The organism is Labrys miyagiensis, assembly GCF_030160835.1.
Lineage (GTDB): Bacteria > Pseudomonadota > Alphaproteobacteria > Rhizobiales > Labraceae > Labrys > Labrys miyagiensis.
Genome location: NZ_BSPC01000026.1, coordinates 19,643 through 36,984, shown reverse-complemented (window position 1 = coordinate 36,984; position 17,342 = coordinate 19,643). Strand labels below are relative to the sequence as shown.

Annotated in this window: 13 protein-coding genes; 2 read left to right on the top strand and 11 right to left on the bottom strand. The window is 59.3% G+C overall.

Annotation, left to right across the window (positions count from 1 at the left end; all coding sequences use genetic code 11):
* Nucleotides 1–589: 589 nt before the first annotated feature.
* The 4 genes from QQL24_RS14745 to QQL24_RS14730 all read right to left on the bottom strand — a co-directional run bounded on the left by QQL24_RS14745 (nt 590) and on the right by QQL24_RS14730 (nt 4,847).
* Complete coding sequence (locus tag QQL24_RS14745) at nt 590–1,387, bottom strand: DUF2182 domain-containing protein (RefSeq protein ID WP_284312978.1); 798 nt, start codon at nt 1,385–1,387, stop codon at nt 590–592.
* Nucleotides 1,388–1,404: 17 nt separating this feature from the next.
* Nucleotides 1,405–3,024 (bottom strand): tyrosinase family protein, encoded by a 1,620-nt coding sequence (locus QQL24_RS14740; RefSeq protein WP_284312976.1) that lies wholly within the window; start codon nt 3,022–3,024, stop codon nt 1,405–1,407.
* A 200-nt stretch (nt 3,025–3,224) separates the two neighbouring features.
* Nucleotides 3,225–3,851: a DJ-1/PfpI family protein gene (locus QQL24_RS14735; RefSeq protein WP_284312974.1), complete on the bottom strand. Its 627-nt coding sequence runs from the start codon at nt 3,849–3,851 to the stop codon at nt 3,225–3,227.
* Nucleotides 3,852–4,238: 387 nt separating this feature from the next.
* Complete coding sequence (locus tag QQL24_RS14730) at nt 4,239–4,847, bottom strand: hypothetical protein (RefSeq protein WP_284312973.1); 609 nt, start codon at nt 4,845–4,847, stop codon at nt 4,239–4,241.
* An 801-nt stretch (nt 4,848–5,648) separates the two neighbouring features.
* Between QQL24_RS14730 and QQL24_RS14725 the strand changes: the two genes are divergently transcribed.
* Nucleotides 5,649–6,977 (top strand): cytochrome P450, encoded by a 1,329-nt coding sequence (locus tag QQL24_RS14725; protein WP_284312972.1) that lies wholly within the window; start codon nt 5,649–5,651, stop codon nt 6,975–6,977.
* Nucleotides 6,978–6,982: 5 nt separating this feature from the next.
* On the opposite strand, the gene QQL24_RS14720 is transcribed toward QQL24_RS14725, so the two are convergent.
* From QQL24_RS14720 to bioB, 7 genes are all read right to left on the bottom strand, one after another.
* The gene (locus QQL24_RS14720; RefSeq protein ID WP_284312970.1) at nt 6,983–8,905 is read right to left on the bottom strand and encodes a di-heme-cytochrome C peroxidase; all 1,923 of its coding nucleotides are present in this window, start codon (nt 8,903–8,905) and stop codon (nt 6,983–6,985) included.
* A gap of 60 nt (nt 8,906–8,965) precedes the next feature.
* Complete coding sequence (locus tag QQL24_RS14715) at nt 8,966–10,525, bottom strand: oleate hydratase (RefSeq protein ID WP_284312968.1); 1,560 nt, start codon at nt 10,523–10,525, stop codon at nt 8,966–8,968.
* An 827-nt stretch (nt 10,526–11,352) separates the two neighbouring features.
* On the bottom strand, nt 11,353–12,336 hold the full coding sequence (locus QQL24_RS14710; protein ID WP_284312967.1) for a beta-ketoacyl-ACP synthase III: 984 nt from the start codon (nt 12,334–12,336) through the stop codon (nt 11,353–11,355).
* Nucleotides 12,333–13,598 carry an adenosylmethionine--8-amino-7-oxononanoate transaminase gene (locus tag QQL24_RS14705; protein ID WP_284312965.1) on the bottom strand — a complete coding sequence of 422 codons (1,266 nt, stop codon included), beginning with the start codon at nt 13,596–13,598 and terminating at the stop codon, nt 12,333–12,335. The genes QQL24_RS14710 and QQL24_RS14705 overlap by 4 nt, the downstream gene beginning before the upstream one ends.
* Nucleotides 13,598–14,233, bottom strand: a complete 636-nt coding sequence (bioD, locus tag QQL24_RS14700) for a dethiobiotin synthase (protein ID WP_284312964.1) — start codon at nt 14,231–14,233, stop codon at nt 13,598–13,600. Before bioD ends, QQL24_RS14705 begins: the two co-directional genes overlap by 1 nt.
* Nucleotides 14,230–15,369, bottom strand: a complete 1,140-nt coding sequence (locus QQL24_RS14695) for an 8-amino-7-oxononanoate synthase (protein ID WP_284312962.1) — start codon at nt 15,367–15,369, stop codon at nt 14,230–14,232. The genes bioD and QQL24_RS14695 overlap by 4 nt, the downstream gene beginning before the upstream one ends.
* Nucleotides 15,366–16,367 (bottom strand): biotin synthase BioB, encoded by a 1,002-nt coding sequence (gene bioB, locus QQL24_RS14690; protein WP_284312960.1) that lies wholly within the window; start codon nt 16,365–16,367, stop codon nt 15,366–15,368. Before bioB ends, QQL24_RS14695 begins: the two co-directional genes overlap by 4 nt.
* 619 nt (nt 16,368–16,986) lie before the next feature.
* Here bioB and QQL24_RS14685 point away from each other — a divergent pair.
* Nucleotides 16,987–17,172, top strand: coding sequence for a hypothetical protein (locus QQL24_RS14685; RefSeq protein WP_284312959.1), 186 nt, complete (start codon nt 16,987–16,989; stop codon nt 17,170–17,172).
* Nucleotides 17,173–17,342: the final 170 nt, after the last annotated feature.

Genomic DNA, 17,342 nt, shown 5'->3' with positions numbered 1-17,342 from the left:
GCGGCACCCTCCCCCCGCGGTCGACAAGGAGGGCACGAACCGGACGGCTCCCGGCGATCGAGATGGCAGCGAAAACCCCTGTCGAGCAGGCCACGAACAGGCGGCATCGGCAAGGTCCCCCTCTCCCTCGCCGCGAGAGCAAAATGCATTCGGGCAGGAGCGGCGTTCCAGCTTAACTCGCTGGTAGCAAATGCATTTTGCGATTCTTGGTAATTCGCTCTGAAGGCAAAACGCTCTCGCGGTACTCAAGAGTTCACCAAAGAGGATTATTTTGCTATCATTCCTTCCGACGGATCCACGGAAATTAGATCCGTCAAGACGGGCGAGCCCGAAGACTCAGCCCAGGGCCTCCAGGGGCCCAAGTCACCATCGAACGCCGGATTGCCAGGCGTGACTTTGGCGGCTTCAGAGCAAACCGCCGCTTTGCCGAAGCCTTATGCGTGGGCATTCACTGTCCTGGAACGGCAATATGCGGGGCGCTCGCCAATTGCGGGGACCGCGCATTTGACAACCGTCATGAGGCGATGAACTGGCGCCTATATGCTCCGTGCCGGCGCGCGGGTCGGAGGGCATCTCCCGATAGTCCGTGCTACTGTTCTAAAAGGAGATCGAGCTTGCGTCGCAACATCCGCCAACGGATACGAAGCCGTGCGGCGATCATTCGCCCTGCCTTTCCCAAGCCACGCATCTTCCATCTCGGCGGCTCGGGATCTTCTAGCCGTTCGCAAAAGATCAGAATGGCTACAGCGGCCATCGCCATCAAATGACCTGCCGGCAGCGACACGGAGAACAGCATCAGCCCGCCGCACGATCCGACACACCAGACGCCGCGCGACCAGCCAAAGCGAAACGCGTCGAGATCGGCCTTCAGTCCGAACACTTGAAGAGGAGGCTTGTCGTGGCACCTATTCAGGCACCGTTGCTTGAATGGAGATGCCTGCCAGACGAATGCCACCAGGCCAGCCACAATCGTCGGAATATATGATTCAGGTGCCAATGCCAGATACGCAAACGTAGCGCTTGCCAGCGCCACCCCAAATATCATCCATATGCCAGAGTAGCCGGCCACGAAAAGCGCGATCGATCTCGTTCGGCGGCATCTGAGACTGGTGAAACGGATGTGATGGATCTCCGGGACTATCAGCGGAGACATCATAGCAACCAGCATCAGCGCCCACCCCACGGCGAGCGCCGACGGCGGGTTCAGCGCCAGCAGCAATGAAGGCGATGCAGCTATGGTCGCGCCGCCGCTGCCGGTTGCCGAACAATAGACGCCCAGACCTTGAACGTGCATGCCCGGCCCGACCGCCAGCGCGCTCCATGCGAGTGCGCTGAGCGCCATTACCGGATAACGGACACGTGCCACTTCACGGGCGATGTCAATCATCCTTCCCCCTGATCCGCCTAGTGGGCCTGTCGGTAAATGCTGATGCGCCCCACCGTAATCGGAGTGCTTTCAGGGATGGCTCTGGAGGGCACCAGACTCACATACAGTGTGTCGAGATCGAACGCTTGGCCGAGGTGCAACTGATCGATCACTTTGGTGATGTCGAGCGTAAAGCTCATACCCTTGCCCCCGTGCTTCCCGGCTGGTTCGCTGGCCTCGCGCAGGCCGAACAGTCCGATCGAGCCGGCGCTGAGATGCCGGAATTGAGCGGGCTTCCCGCCTTCCGGCATGTTGATGTAAACGCTGATAACGCCGCCGATCTTACCGACCACGTTGTCCAGCCGAAGGAGCACCCGGTCGGGAGGCGCGGCCTGCGAGGCGCCCTGCAGGCTCGCGACCACCTTGTTGCGAACCCCGGTATCGAGCCTGACAGGCGCGCGGGCGCCTGCCCCATTCACCACGACTGAGCGTTGCGTGGCGCCCATCAGTTCAACTTTGTTTCCGGGTTCCACGTTCTCGATTCCCCCGATTGCGCCAGCGGCGGGAGCCTTGCGCAGGGCCGTCAGGCGCGCGGAGAACGCTTGCGCCGCGGTGACCACACCCGTCGGAGCGCTCAGCTCCTCATAAGTATAGTTGAGTTTACCGATGTCGGTAACGTCGCTCGGTGTGAAACGCCACCATGAGCCATCCTTGGGCATTTGGAAATCCGGCTGCCCGTTGGTAGTCGGGCCGAAAAGCCAGTTAACGCTGTTTGGGTTGTCCTTCTTCAAGGTAACGTTCCAGATCGCCCAGAGGCGATCGATGTTGGCGTGATGCAAGTAGAAAACCGGGTCGAGACCGGCCATGAGCGGATCGCCCATCAGCCCCTGCTCATTATTCTGATCGTTCCCCTGGAAACCACCAATATAGGAGTGCACCAGGTTATGCGGATTATTCTCGAGGTCTCCGGTGGCGGAATCGAAATGTTCAAATCCAGTCTGGCCACCGCCGAAGGAGTTGGTATAGGCGGTGTCCGACAGACAATCCGCAGTAACGACGCCGAAATCGAAATCCGAGTTGGGATCCTGCGGGTGAGCGTTAACGCCGGCCTGTGTCGGAACAAAGATGACGCCGTCGCCGTTCGGGCCGTAACGAGCATTTACAAACAGCGGATTCGGAGATCCCGGTATGTTTGGCGGCACATTAGGTGGCAGTTGGGCCGCCTGCGGGAAGTTCTGCTCCAAAAACGCTGGCGGGATATTGAACTGATCCGGGGGATTCTGCTGTCCGAAATAGTTCCAATACGGCAATGCCCAACTTGATGGTCCGCCTAGCGAAATGATGTCTTCGCGGACTTGATTCTCCAGGGCGATGAGGTAACCGCGGTGCCAGGGCGGGAAGTACCAAGTTGCGTGCTGGCATTGGCTCCAACCCCTCAAGTCGGGAGAAGGCAGCGGCGGCACCTGCGGCGGGGCGGTAATGCCACCCCACTCAGGGCCATCGCCATGAATCGCGCCGAAGTACCACCAGCTCTTCGGGTCAGTGATGCTGCGCTGCATCATCTTGCCGACACCGATCGCGTACCAGAGAAGATCAGAATTACCTTCAAGGGTGCCGCCATTATCCCAAGCGTTATTTCGTGTGAATGTTGCTGCCATTTGAACTAGCTCCCTTGGAGAATTTGTCACATTCGATCCACCCTAGGCAAAGTCATCCACCACGCTCTAAGGTCTGATCAGCCCACCGGTAGTCCGTATTGATGCTAGCATTGAGCATGCGAAAGGAATGGTGCCACTATTATACCCTTAAGTTCATCCTACCTTGTGTGCAAAATGCCTTAATCCACCTCTCGTATTTATCAGGCAATTATCTCATCGAGAGGGCAAGTTACTGTTGCTGGAATTTCACTATGCACAGGAGGTTTAGGATAATACTGGGTCGTTTGCTGCACTAAGCGAGCCGCCTCTTCGCCCTTAAGCAGTCGAATAAGCTCAAGCGCTTCATCAAGGCCCGATGAGATACCGCCACCAGTGAGACGATTGCGATCGAGATGAAAGCGAGGGTAACCGTCCGCAACCACTACGTTTGGAAATCGCTGAAGCAAGCATGGGATAACCGCCCAATGCGTTGTCACCTTGTACCCGTCGAGTAGCCCTGCCGCGGCGAGGAGAAGGGCCCCTTCACATACCGAAGCGATGTAGCGTGCGGTCTTACTTTGAGCGATCAGGAAGTTGAGGTAAGCGCGGCTGGGATCTCGCATCAAACGACTGAGGACGGCGGGTTCACCACCCGGTGTCCAGAGGACATCGCCAGTTGGAGCATCGCTGAACGCCTTGTCCACGTGCAGAGCCAAGCCACTATTACTGGTGACAGGCCCTGCCCGTTCGGCGACCAAGAGCACGTCCAACTGCGCCCAGTGGAACATTTCGTAGGGACCCGTCACGTCCAGGAGATCGACGCCATCGTAAACTGGCATCACAATCATCTCTCTCTTCCGCTTTGGCATCGATGTCCCTATGTAGTGTAATGTACTACATCCGCGTTTTAGTGATTACAAAGCTTGATAAACCTTCCATGCGATCAGCGTCATTTGCAATGACGCAGCTTACACTGTAGCTATGAACTACGTGAGCTTATCCAACTCTGTCGACATTACAAGAAATATTATGCCAGAACGCGGCCAACGGCCATTGTGACTGTCTCCTTACCGTCGTGATCCCCTTTGGAATTCAAACAGCCAGTGTACGCACGGCTCAGCAAGGAGAGAGCGCTGTCCGTGCGCAACACTTTCAATAAGAACTCCATTCCGACGCCAGGACTTGTTGCGCTGCCGAAAGATACAAGACAGCTCATGTTCCCTTATCAGGCATGACTAGAAGACTGGCTGAGTCGGAGGGTGTTGTGGATCCTGAGGATTGATATTCACCTCGTAGTCCAAAGGCCTGGTTGTCATAACCTTCAAGCGGCCGTCCTCAATCTTGAGGGAGTAAAGTCCTGCCGACGCTCCCCTGGGGGGGACGCATGCCGCCGTCTCACCAACTCGGCGGGTTTTCGTATCGATCGTTCTAAAAGTGCTGTGCTGGTAATCGATATTAGCCTTGGTCATCAGTGCTGTACCGACAGCGTTACCGAAACCCGCGTTCGTATCTCGCACACAAGTACCATGATTGCCGACCTTGCGCGAAGTCACGTCGTCATAATGGCAGGATCCATCCCGAGACTTTGACCACATCTTGTGAGCGTAAGAAAATGCGCCATTCTCATATTTGATGAATGCCAGGGCCAAGCACTGGTAGTGCCCCGCGGGCCGCATGCCCCGCCGGTTGACGTTTTTGACTTCCCCATAGTAAACCGGATCACCAGCGTCCTGCGCCCAAAAGCGGAGACGCGAGGCAATTTCATTTGGATCCGTTACTGTCTGAGCATGGGCTACCGACGCCACGCATAAGAATAACACAGCCGAAACAATCGCTTTCAGCATCGAACCGTCCCCTCTCATCACATTTCATTGACCTTCCACTCGAGCATAAGCAGCTCGGCCGCTAGGAGGCCGTGCTGCAATGCCGATAGCAAGGATGACAAATCGCCGTATGGTGTAGGTCGTCAGAACGATTGTGCTCATCTTTCAAGGCCTCTCTCTCGACGATCTCGAAGATAGAAATCCGTTTCTCCAGAAAATCGAACACGATCAAGATACCTGAAATATCACTATTAACTAATAAACCTCAGTGCACTCAAAGTAATAATTCATTATTATTCAGTATTAACGTCTAGAGTGTCGCTTGAAATTTTATCACAAGACTGAACGGCAAACCCTCCTTGGAGAAACGGCAATCGGACTTTTAATTATGGACCTTTAAAAGGATACGACGATCGCGTGACGAGACCGTGATTCTAACACACCTATGGCCTCTTACTGCCATGTTCCGCTGAAGTTTCACGCAGTTATCCCACATAAGACTTCCAAGGCTGTATCTTGAAGTGCCGATGGCGGTTAGATCTTGGCGCGGTGAACAGACGGTTGATGGCCCGAAAAGGTCTCCCCCTCCCCTTCAATATTCTGCTCTCTTCAAACTATGAATATCACGAATGGAGAGCAATTTCTGCAGTCATTGGCGAACCCGGTCAAACCTTTGCAGCATCTGACCACCGCGGGCGGGTAACGTCCGCAACCTGCCGGCGCCTGAATCCACTCCCACGCGTTTGGAGCTTCTCCGAAAATTTCTGCCAAAGTATGCCGTGACGGTGTATCGTTGTGTGTGCAGTCAATCGGGGTCTTGCTATGGCTACAATCGAGAATTCCCTGAATATAACCGCCGCAAATGACGTGAGCGCACAAAATTCGGCCGGTCCCATCCTGCAGGCGTTCGACGCGATCGCGGCAAAGGGCGGCGATCTCAAGGAAGTCGCTGTCAAGCAATTCCAGTTCATCATGAGCCATATTCGAGGCGATGGGCTCCCCTTCTTTGAGGAGCTGCGCGACTTCCGGCCAATATTTCGAACCCCCATGGCCACGCTGGTCTCACGCTTCCGCGATGTCGAGGAGATTCTCCATCGTGAGACGATCTTTACCGTCAGCCGTTATCTGCCGCGAATGACGGGCGTGATCGGCCCATTCGTTCTATCACAGGATATTACGCCTCGTTACGATCATGATGTCTCTGTCATGCATCTTGTCGTGCGGCGCGAAGACCTGCTGCGCGTGAAGAATATCGTTGCGGCGGTCGCTGACGAGATTGTCAGCAATCTGTTTCAAACGGGCGAGCCCGTAGACATCGTCCAGACCCTCACCCGCAAGGTCCCGGTTCGGCTGGCGGACGAATATTATGGGTTTTCAGCCGCCGTTGACTCACAAATGATGGTTTGGGCTCGGGCCTGCTTCCGGGAGTTCTTCATCAATCTTCTGGACGATCCTGCAGTTCGCGCGCCTGCCGTGTCGGCCGGTGCTGAGATGCGCGAGCGTTTCAACACCCTTCTGGCAGAGCGCCGCGCACCGGGCGCAGTGGCTAAGGACGATGTATTTGGCCGCCTGTTGCAGCTGCAATCAGCGGGCGAGGTCGCTGGTCTCGACGATGAAGGCATATACCGCGCCTTGATGGGCCTCTTCATCGGCATGGTTGAGACGACATCCCAGGCCGTCGTGCAATCTCTAGCGATACTTTTCTCCAAACCCGATGCCCTCGCCAGCGCCGTTTCCGCTGCCAAAGCCAATGACGACGAGGGGCTCGCGCGCCTGGTCTTCGAGGCGCTCCGTTTCGCCCCGATCAATCCCATGATCGTTCGGGTCACCCAGGAAGACTATCTTCTTGCTGCGGGCGAGCCCCATCAGACGCTCATTCCCAAAGGTACGATGGTTTTCGCGCTGTCTTGGTCTGCCATGTTCGACCCGCATGTCGTGGCGGCGCCGCAAGAGTTCCGGCTCGATCGGCCGGCTAACAATTATCTGCACTTCGCTACTGGCATGCACGCCTGCTTCGGTCGATACATCAGTCAGATTCAGATCCCACAGATCATAAAGCCCCTGCTAAAGCGCGCGAATCTGCGCCCAGCGGGGCCACCGGCCTATGACGGCGCGTTCCCGGACTCGTTCAAGCTCGTGGCAGGTTCCTGAGGCGCTCAATAGGTCTTGAGGAATTCCAACAGGGCCATGCGGTCTGACTCGGTCAAGTCCGTGCCCCAGATATGCCCGCCATTGCCATCGCCGGTGCGCGAGGTGTCGACGAGACAATCCTGCCTGTCGCAGGATCTGGTCACGACGAAGCCGAGCTTGACCGGGTCATAGTTGCGTGCGCCGAGCGCAAACGTTTTGGGCCGCTGATCGGGCGGAAGCAACAGGTCGTACAATGTCGGGACCGATCCGTTGTGAAGATAGGGCGCCGCTGCCCAAGCTCCATAGAGGGGCCTCGCGGCATAGGGGCCGTAGGGTGATTGCGTATCGAGCAGGGTGTCTCGCCAGGCAACGCTGCCGCGCCGGGCGAGGTCCTCCATCATCCGCTGCCGCGCCGCATCAATTCCGCCAGTTGCATAGGCCTTTTGCTTGATGCCATCCACTGCGGTTTGCACGGTTCTGGCAAAGGAATTACCAGTGAACGCCGCGCCAGCTTTCACTCCAGCACAGTCTTTGAGAAGCTCGGCGTCTGCAGCTGTATAAGATTTTGGCTCGACCGCAAGAGCGCCGATATCGGGAACTGGACAGGAGATTCGCAGCGCCGCGGTCGCATCCGTCCCAACTGCCTCCGGTCGCATGCCGCGCAGCTTGATCAGGCCGGCTGAGGTGCGTTGATCACTCCCATATTCATGGCAGCTGGCGCAACGAGTCTTGAATATCTGCTCGCCAGAAGCCGAAAGGTCGGGCTTGACTGCGCCAAAGGCTGCCGCAGGCCAGCGCGGAGGATCGATGTAATAGGCGAGCCACTCCAGCTCGTGCATATTGCTTAAGGGGATGGAACTCTCGAACAGTGAACTCGATTTCGCGGGATCGAGAATCACGGTGGCACCCGCGCCGAGCGTCTCCGTGACGTTGCGTTCCATCACCGTATTGGTGTCGATCGTCCATTCGACCCAATCATAGTCCTTGAAGCCCCAAACCTGCGGGAATTTCTCAGGTTGGTCGCGATAGTACTCCACCGCTTGAGGCGGTTGCGCCTTTTGGGACCACAGCGGCGGGAATTTTACGGCGGCGTCGAGCTTGACCAGGTTCGCTGTGTTGACCTTGAAGCCACCCTGCGAATCTTCTTTGCGCAGCCGCGTCAGGATGAAATTGCGCGTGCCATCAAACGCATCCAGCCGGCCGAAGCCGGACGTCGCATGTTCCGGGTCCCGCTGCGCCTTGGCGATGCCGATGACGTCGATCAGTTCCCTCCGCGCATCCAAAACATCACGGCGCATCAAAACATTCACACCGTAGTAGACCAGAGTTGCCGGTCGCACCAAAGGTGCGGCAATGCCATAACGTTCGTAATCCTGCCGTCCAAGGCGCTTGAGCGCCCGCCACAGCTTGCCTCGATCGTTCAGCGTGGCCGTGAACGCGTCGACTGCCTGAGAATAGAACAACTGCATGTTGAACATATTTGGCGCGCCGTCGACGCGAACTGTCTTGCCGTTGTGGCGCAACTCGCCCACATGGCAGGCCGCGCAGGTGATCCCCGCAAATTCCATGCCGAAGGTGAAACTGTTGGAGGACAAGGTGAGGCCTACTGGCAAGCCGTCTTTGTTTGCGGGATCGGGTAACAGGCCAAAACGCCCGAGATCCTCGACGAACGGCTTGGTAGAACCTGAATCGGCAACGTCAACGGCGGTCAGAAAGGTCCAAGGCAAAATCTCGGAGCCTTGCGAGAGGTGATAGAAACTCTCCTTCTGAGCCTGGGTCAGTCCGTTGTCGTAATCGGCGACAATTGCAGGATCAGGACGGTCGAATTTGACCTCCAACGTGTCGTCAAACGCTCCGAGGGCGACCGGGATCGCGTATAGGACAGCGACTACGAGGTAGAGGCCGGCAACGATCGCCAGCACATAGGCGAAAAAGCGAGCGATCCTCATAGTGATTTTCCTTCTACGATGCTTGGAGCAGCGCGGGGTTTCGCGATTTAGCCAAACCCGTCACTTAAAAAGAAACACCCTAAGGGCACCCCAGAGAGCCTTCGGATCGAACTGGCCTTGAAATACCTTCGGTGGTGCGGGACCGCGCTTTAGCAACTGATGGACCGCTTCCCACGCCGTCCGGGCAGAATACTCGATGGTAAATGCGATATCTTTCGGAACCTCGATGTATTGGCCGATAAGCCCAAGGTTGGTTGCCCCCTCGGGAACCACTGCGGGCCTGTCAGCCCGGCCGCGCGGCAGCCAGATGTTGTTCACAAAGGGCATGTCGCAGGGAATGCAGATGGACGAGGCCATGATCTCTTCCTTCTGGTCGAACCGCAACTGCTGCAGCACCTCCGACAAGATTTCCTCCCCGGTGCAGGCATCCATCCGCTTCTTCACGAAATCGCCGTTGCGTTCCGGATACAAGCCATAGCCCCACCAGACATGCGTGCCAGGGGGCTGACCGATCACTTCAGGCTGGTGAAAGATCGTCACCGACAGCACCCATCCCGAGTCCTTCATGGTTAGGAGTCCGCCAAGCCCCGGCTTGCTGAGGGTCAATTTCGAAAGTTGATCGACGAATGAAGTCTCAGTCGTAGTGACCGTGAATGACACCCAGCGGGAAGTGGGCTTCTGAGGCCCGAAATATAGTTCGGGATTGCCGAAACCCGGACGTTTCTCCGCCAGCCGGCGCCAGAGTGCCGATGATCGTCCGGCGGTCTGCGGGATTGGCGGCTCCTTCATTGAACCCACTGACATGTTCTCGACCTGTGATCCGAGCGTGGCGAGCACGATATCCTCGGGTCCGATGACGGCCGATTGTGCCGCACCGTCCTGTTCGAAATCGATCCGATTGACGGTTATACGGTCGGGCGCCGGATCGAGGCCGAAGTCCCGTACAAAGGCGCCAGCCAGAAAGTTCACACCGCGAGGACGCAGCCAGGCGACCAATGGTTCGATGAATGTCTGGTACTGGCACACGGGCGTTCGCAGAATGTGCTTCATATCCGAAAGATCCGGGAACAAACCCAGGGCGCGGTTCATGTAACGCCGGAATTCTGCTGCGCTATGCTCCGGCAACGAGCCCATAATCGTCGACCAAAGCCACCAGAATTCGGTATCGAAAAACTCTTCGCGAAAGAACTCCTTGATGAGCCGCCCGTCGAGATGTGACTCGGGCGTCAGGGCCAGTTTCACCAGGTCGAAGGCATCGCGCATGTTGAGGCCGAAATGCGGGCGGCGAAGGACAGCGCCGTTGCGATCGATGATGTGCACCCGGTCCTGGAACATTTCGCGGTCGTTGAATGTGAAGAATTCATCCTTCACTGAAATATCGGGATTGAGAGTAGAAGGAATTCCCTGAAGCAGGTCGAATGCGCAGACGAATTTATCATCGAAGACAGAGCCGGGCAGGTTGTAGCCGGTCTCTGCCGTGCCGCCGAGGAAGAACCCGCCGCCCATCTGCCGTTCCGCTTCGTAGATGATGATGTCCTTTCCGGACACTCCTGCGTTGCGGATAAGATATGCTGCTGCCGCGAGTCCTCCGAACCCGCCACCGACGATATGCGCTTTCATCAGGCTCCCCCAAAGACCTTGGGCTTGAGAAGGTTTTGCCAACTCAAGCACGCTCATCAAGAAATGGATCTCAAGCCTCGCAAAACCCGCGCCCCCCGTTCGGCACCTTTTCCATGCCGCCAACAGTTAGGATCGGCCTCCGTCCTCGAAGTGCCCAGGCAGCATACACTAAACCGTCCATAGTCGAAGATACTATAGGTCGTGGCTAGCCTCATGATGAGGACATCTAAATTCGCTGTCTTCTCATTATACACTCATCGGGACCTCTGCGAGATTCACCCGATGGCAACAATTGTCGGGCGGAATGCGAGCCGCCGGTTTCAAGACGCCCAACGGATAATATTCGGGACTCTCGGCGTGACCCCGGCGTGACGGCGCTGTCAAACCAACTCCAGGCTGGGTCCGGCAAGTGCAAGAAGGCCAAACCGAACCTTAGCTTAGGCTGCGGGAGCCTTCTACTTGGCCAAGGCAGACGAGAGCCTCCATAGGCGCTAACTCAAGGCCCAAATGCGCGACGACTCCTTCCCCGACTGTGGGGAAGTCGCGCACACAAGTGTGCGCTGGGACGAACGTCTCTGCTTGCAGACTTCTCGGCTGACGAGGGGGCGCCCCGAATTCAAGTGACTGTGGATCTGGATGTGGACGGCGATGAATTTCTGGAGCGCCTTCGTCCGACGGAATTTAAGCATCGCCGCCTCTCGACGTCGAAGGGTTGGTGTGCGTTGTCAGCCCGATTGTCCGCCGTTGTGACCTGTAAGCCTCAACCTGACAAACCGCTTGCACTCGGGCGAGGTCCGTATCCAGGCATGACAGTTCCCTCGGTCCGGCTACATTCCGACGACGAGAGCGCCTCCGCTGAGACCGGCACCCGCCGCCGCCAGAAGAATTTTCTCGCCCGGCCTGAACGGCTCCATGCGATGGGCGAGCGAGAGCGAGAGCGGGATCGTCGCGGCGGAAGAGTTGCCGTATTCGACGATCGTCTTGACGATTGCTTCATCCGCAATGCCGAGGTTTCGCCCGACGGCGTCGAAAATGCGGGCGTTGGCCTGATGCGGAACGAACCGATCGATGTCCTGCGGCTGCATTCGGGCCGCTGCGAGTGCGTCCTGCGAGCAGGCAGTCATCATCTCCACGGCCTTGCTGAACACTTCACGGCCGTCGGTGATCGTCATCCGGGTCTGCTCGAGGTCGAGGCCGCCATGAAATGGCGTGTTGCTACCTCCGGCGGGAATCTGGATCAGGCCGTAGCGCGAGCCGTCCGAATCCACCGAAGCGCCGAGAATGCCCCGATCGGCGTTGTCGCACGGACCGATCACCATCGCGCCGGCGGCGTCGGCGAACAACACCGCGCTGGCGCGCTCGGCCGGATTGATACGGCGGCTCAGGATGTTGGCGGCGATGACAATGGCCGCTTTGCCGTGCAGGCGGGTAAATCCGTCCGCGAACATCAGCGCATAGATGAAGCCGGCGCAGGCGCCGGTTAGATCGATCGCGCCGGCGCGGCTCAGTCCTAGCCGATGGGCGACCAGCGGCGCACTGGGCGGCAGGAGGTGATCGGGCGTCGAGGTGGCAAGCAAGAGCAGCCCGATGTCGCCGCGATCGATGCCGGCATGCGCCAACGCCATGTCACCGGCATGCGCGGCCAGGCCCGACAAGGTGTCTTCGTCCGTTGCCCAGAAGCGCGACCGTATCCCGGTCCGCCGCTCGATCCAACCAGCTTCGAGCCCGAGGCGATTTTCGATTTCCGGGTTCTCCACCTTTCGCGCGGGCACATGATGACCGAACCCGAGAATGCGCGACGACCTGCTCATGGCTTCGAGCCGAAGCGTTCGCCGGCCTCCTCAATGGCATCATGAAGCCGGTCCAGCTCGTCGCCGGTGATGCAATAGGGCGGCAGAAGGTAGAGGACGTTGCCGAGCGGACGCACGAGCAGGCCGCGCTCGAGGAAGAAAGCGCGCAGCTTCGGCCCGATCTCGGCCAGATAGCCGCTGGAGCCGGTGCGCAGATCGAGGGCCGCGATCGTGCCCGTCTTCCGGCTATCGGTAAAAAAGGGATTGTCGCGAAAGCGTTGAAGCCCGGCAGCCTGCTTCTCGCTCAGGACCGCGATCCGTTCGGCCACCGGCTCGTCGCGCCAGATCTCGACATTGGCGAGTGCTGCCGCGCAAGCAATCGGATTGGCGGTGTAGGAACTCGAGTGGAAAAACGTTTTCTTCCGGTCCGTGGAATAGTGGGCCTGGAAGATCACGTCGGTGGCAAGCGTGGCCGCCAGCGGGATCGCCCCGCCGGTCAGGCCTTTGGAGGTGCACAGGATATCGGGAGAGATGGATGCCTGCTCGCAAGCGAACAGGGTTCCGGTGCGCCCCCAGCCGGTCATTACCTCGTCGGCGATCAGCAGCGTGCCGGAGGCTTCGGCGATCTTCTTCAATTCGGTCAGAACCCAGGCCGGATACATCAGCATGCCACCGGCTCCAAGCACGAGCGGCTCGACGATCAGCGCGGCTGCGTGCTGGTTGCGGGACACTGCCTCGAACCGGTCCAGCGTTTCCTGCTCGCGCCCGGCGGCCGGGAAGGGAATGGTGTCGACCTCGAACAGCAGGGGTTCGTAGGCGGCGTTGAACACGCCGCGGGCACCCACGCTCATCGTGCCGATCGTGTCGCCATGATAGCTGTGTTCCATGACGACGATGCGCGAACGCGGCGCACCGATGTTGCGGAAATAACCGAGCGCCATCTTCAGCGCGACCTCGACGCAGGTCGAGCCGCTGTCGGAATAGAACACCCGGTCGAGGCCGGGTGGAGCAAGGCCGACAAGCGCCTTGGCCAGGCGTTCGGCCGGCTCGTGGGTAAAGCCCGCGAAGATGATCTGGTCGAGAGTCGACGCGGTCGTCTCGATGGCCTTCATGATGCGGGGATGGCGGTGGCCATGGGTAATCACCCACCAGGAGGAAATGGCGTCCAGGATGCGTGTGCCGTCGGCCTTGTGGAGATAGGCCCCTTCCGTCAAGACGATTTCAGGGATGGCGGGCTCGAGCGCGTGTTGGGTGAACGGATGCCAGACTTGAGACTGCGACATCATTCGCCTCCGGCCATCGAGCCGAGATCGAAGGCAGCAACCATCGCGTCTCTGAGCGTTTCGCCTGTCAACGGATCGAGGTGCGGCAGCCTGCCAAGCTGCCGCACCTCGCCGAATTCCGCGATTGTCCTTTGCGTATCGGCCACCTCTTCGCCGATGAAGGCGATCCCGATGAGCGGGATGGAGCGAGCTCGCAGCGCCTCGATCGACAGCAGCGTGTGGTTGATTGTGCCGAGCGTGGTGCGGGCGCACAGAATGACCGGCACACGCCACTGCGCGAAGATGTCGATGAACTTTGTCCGCCGATTGAGCGGTACCATCAGCCCGCCCGCACCCTCGATGACGAGCGGTCCTGGCACGGCCGGAGGCGAAAGAGCGGCCGCCTCGATCGAGACGCCATCGATCTCGGCCGAGCGATGCGGCGAAAGCGGACTTTGCAAGCGGTAGGCTTCCGGCAGCACGCGCCCTGACGGCAGGCCGGCAAGCCGCGCAACCACCTCGCTGTCGGTCTCGTCGTCGAGGCCCGACTGCACCGGTTTCCAGTAGAAGCCGTCCAGCAGACCGGCGAGCCCGGCCGAGAATACCGTCTTGCCAATTCCGGTATCTGTTCCGGTGACGACGATGCGCTTGGTCATGGCGAAGCCAACACCTCGACGAGCGCCTCCATCATGGCGGAAATGTCGGCATCGTCGACGTTGAGCGTCAGCGAAATGCGCAGGCGCGAAGTGCCTTCGGGCACTGTCGGCGGACGAATGCCGCGTATGTCGAAGCCGCGGGCCTGCAGTGCCGCCGCCACGGTCATCGTGCGCCTGACGTCGCCGATGATAAATGGCTGAATCTGCGAGCCGCTGGGCGTCACACCGCAGCGCTCGGCCAATTGGCGGCCGGCGAAGGCGACATTTTCATGCAGCCGAACACGTCGCATGGGCTCGTCGGACAGCATGGCGAGCGCTTCGCGCGCCGCGACCGCCATCAGCGGCGATGGCGCGGTGGCGTAGATGAAGGGCCGGCAACGGTTGACGAGATAGTCGCACAGCGTTCGTGGCCCGGTGACGAGTGCGCCGGACGCGCCCAGCGCCTTGCCGCATGTATGGAGCGCGACAATGTTGTCGCGGCCCTCGAACGCGGCGGCAAGGCCGCGACCGTCCGGTCCCCAGACGCCAGTGGCATGCGCTTCGTCGACAACAATGAATGCTTCGTGCCGATCGGCAAGGGCGACGAAGCTCTCCAGCGGCGCGTAATCGCCATCCATGCTGTAGAGGCTTTCGACCGCGATCCAGATGCGGCCCATGCCGCCTTCGGCGCGCCAGCGCGCAATTGCATCTTCGGCGGCATCGACGTCGTTGTGCGCAGCCAGCATGAACCGGGCACGCCCGGCCTGCGCGCCCTCATGCATGCTGGCATGGGCGAGTTCGTCCAGGACCAGCAGGTCGCCCTTCTGCGGCAGGGCGGTCAGGAGAGAGAAGTTGGCGATGTACCCACTGCCGAAGAACAGCGCGCGGTCGGCTCCGAAGAACGCTGCTGCGTCCGCCTCCAGTGCCTCGTGTTCCGGCGCGTTGCCGCGCAACAGCCGCGACCCGGTGGCGCCAACCGGCGTGCCTCGCGCAATCGCCGCCGCAACCGCTTCGCCCAGTCTCCTGGAGGCGGCCAGTCCAAGATAGTCGTTCGACGAGAAATCGAGCCCGGCGCGCGGCGAAAGCGTCCGCAGCCGGTCCTTGCGCGCCAGTCCCTGCAAAGTCGCGTCATAGCGGGCAAGGAGCTCCCCGTTCATTGCGCCTCGAATTCCATCGGCTCGATACCGAGGCGCCGGAACAGCAGACCATCCTTGTCTTCGCCGGGATTGCCCGCGGTCAGCAGCGTGTCCCCGACGAAGATCGAGTTGGCACCCGCAAAGAAGCAAAGAGCCTGCATCTCGTCGGTCATGGCGGTGCGACCAGCGGAAAGACGGACGTGCGATTTCGGCATCATGATGCGCGCCAGCGCGATCACGCGTACGAATTCGATCGGCTCGATGGGCTTGGCGTCGGCAAGCGGGGTGCCGGCGATCGGAATCAGCATGTTGATCGGAACGCTTTCGGGATGCTCCGGCAGATTGGCCAGCGTCACCAGCATGTCGATCCGGTCCACCGGCTCTTCGCCCATGCCGACAATGCCGCCGCAGCAGACTTTGATGCCGGATTGACGAACATGCGCGAGTGTATCGAGCCGATCCGCAAAGCTCCGCGTACCGATGATCTGGCCGTAGTAGCGTTCGGACGTATCGATGTTGTGGTTGTAATAGTCGAGGCCAGCCTGTTTCAGACGAGCGGACTGCTCAAGATCGAGCATGCCGAGCGTCATGCAGGTCTCCATGCCGAGCGCTTTCACGCCCTCGACCATGGCGACGACCGCATCCATATCGCGCGCCTTGGGGTTTCGCCATGCAGCACCCATGCAGTAGCGTGTGGCACCGGAATCGCGCGCCTTGGTCGCCTCGGCGATGACGCGCTCGACCTCCATCAGCTTTGACGCCTTCAACCCGCTTTCGTGATGGGCCGACTGGCTGCAATAGCCGCAATCCTCCGGACATCCGCCTGTCTTGATGCTGAGAAGGCGGCTGAGCTGGACCTTGTTGGGATCGAAATTCTGACGATGAACTGTCTGCGCCTGAAACAGCAGGTCATTGAAGGGCGCGTCGTGCAGAGCCTGAGCTTCTTCCAGGGTCCATACCCGGCCATCGCGGGGGGGTTGAACTTCAGGCGGGGTCCTTTGCGAAATCGCTACGTGCATTTCTATGCTGTTCCCCTTGCGTTGTGTCGACGTAGACGCCCTTGAGCCTGATGGATCGCGTCGAGAAGAGACCGATATCGATGATCGGAGCGTTGGGTGTCAACAGCCGATGGAGATTAGATCGGCGCCGGTCGCAGCGACGGCCAGCGCCGTGCCGGGCATGATCCTGTCCGACGCCTCGGCGATGGCCCGGCCGGCAGAGCGAAGAACGACATTCGGAGCAATGCGGGGGTGATAGGGTGGTACAGGCTGGCGACCGTTCCTTCTTCCTTTGCCTCGCGGCATTGCGAGCGGTCCGGCTGGTGAGGACAGGACAGCTGCCACTGCCAAGCCGAGCAGTAATACGTCTCGCCAAAGTATCCAGGTTGGAGGCGGCCCGTGCTGTTCTGAGCCGAAGCCTCATGGCCCCTAATGCATCCTCCGACTGCTACCAAGCAAAGCTCTGGATGGAGTTTCTAATTTCTCGCTTTCGAGGCCCGCGGAACACCGATGTGCTCTTTCTTGGCTAAGAAGCCAGTGCTACTATGCGTGTGCGGCGAGTAAATTCGCTGCCGGACTTGTTGTGTCGATAGCCCCGTTACTCGACTCGTCTTCGTCTCGTAACAAAAAGGAAACACCCGTGAGGAACTTCATTATCGCAATGGCGCTCGCCACGTTTGGCTTGATGGCCACCGTCAGCGCCCCGCAGGCAGCGACGGCGACTCCCAAAAAGCCGGTTCACCATTACCATCATCACTATCATCACGTGGTGCATCATCATCATCATGTGGTGCATCATTACGTGGCGCCTCCCCACAAGATGTAATCTGATACGGACAGCCCTAGGGGGCGCTGTGCCACGCATCGAGGAGACCCGGCTCATGTCGGGTCTTTTCGTTTATGGAGAGCCGTACCGGCGCCTGGACGAGGTAAGGTTTGCTCAGGATCGGTTCCGTCTGCAGCCATTGCAGCGAATGCGCCGAGAAGCCTCATTGT

Bases quoted from the DNA above. Each gene is read 5' to 3' on its own strand.
- QQL24_RS14745 (WP_284312978.1), bottom strand. From the start codon at position 1,387: ATGATTGACATCGCCCGTGAAGTGGCACGTGTCCGTTATCCGGTAATG.
- QQL24_RS14740 (WP_284312976.1), bottom strand. From the start codon at position 3,024: ATGGCAGCAACATTCACACGAAATAACGCTTGGGATAATGGCGGCACC.
- QQL24_RS14735 (WP_284312974.1), bottom strand. From the start codon at position 3,851: ATGATTGTGATGCCAGTTTACGATGGCGTCGATCTCCTGGACGTGACG.
- QQL24_RS14730 (WP_284312973.1), bottom strand. From the start codon at position 4,847: ATGCTGAAAGCGATTGTTTCGGCTGTGTTATTCTTATGCGTGGCGTCG.
- QQL24_RS14725 (WP_284312972.1), top strand. From the start codon at position 5,649: ATGGCTACAATCGAGAATTCCCTGAATATAACCGCCGCAAATGACGTG.
- QQL24_RS14720 (WP_284312970.1), bottom strand. From the start codon at position 8,905: ATGAGGATCGCTCGCTTTTTCGCCTATGTGCTGGCGATCGTTGCCGGC.
- QQL24_RS14715 (WP_284312968.1), bottom strand. From the start codon at position 10,525: ATGAAAGCGCATATCGTCGGTGGCGGGTTCGGAGGACTCGCGGCAGCA.
- QQL24_RS14710 (WP_284312967.1), bottom strand. From the start codon at position 12,336: ATGAGCAGGTCGTCGCGCATTCTCGGGTTCGGTCATCATGTGCCCGCG.
- QQL24_RS14705 (WP_284312965.1), bottom strand. From the start codon at position 13,598: ATGTCGCAGTCTCAAGTCTGGCATCCGTTCACCCAACACGCGCTCGAG.
- bioD (WP_284312964.1), bottom strand. From the start codon at position 14,233: ATGACCAAGCGCATCGTCGTCACCGGAACAGATACCGGAATTGGCAAG.
- QQL24_RS14695 (WP_284312962.1), bottom strand. From the start codon at position 15,369: ATGAACGGGGAGCTCCTTGCCCGCTATGACGCGACTTTGCAGGGACTG.
- bioB (WP_284312960.1), bottom strand. From the start codon at position 16,367: ATGCACGTAGCGATTTCGCAAAGGACCCCGCCTGAAGTTCAACCCCCC.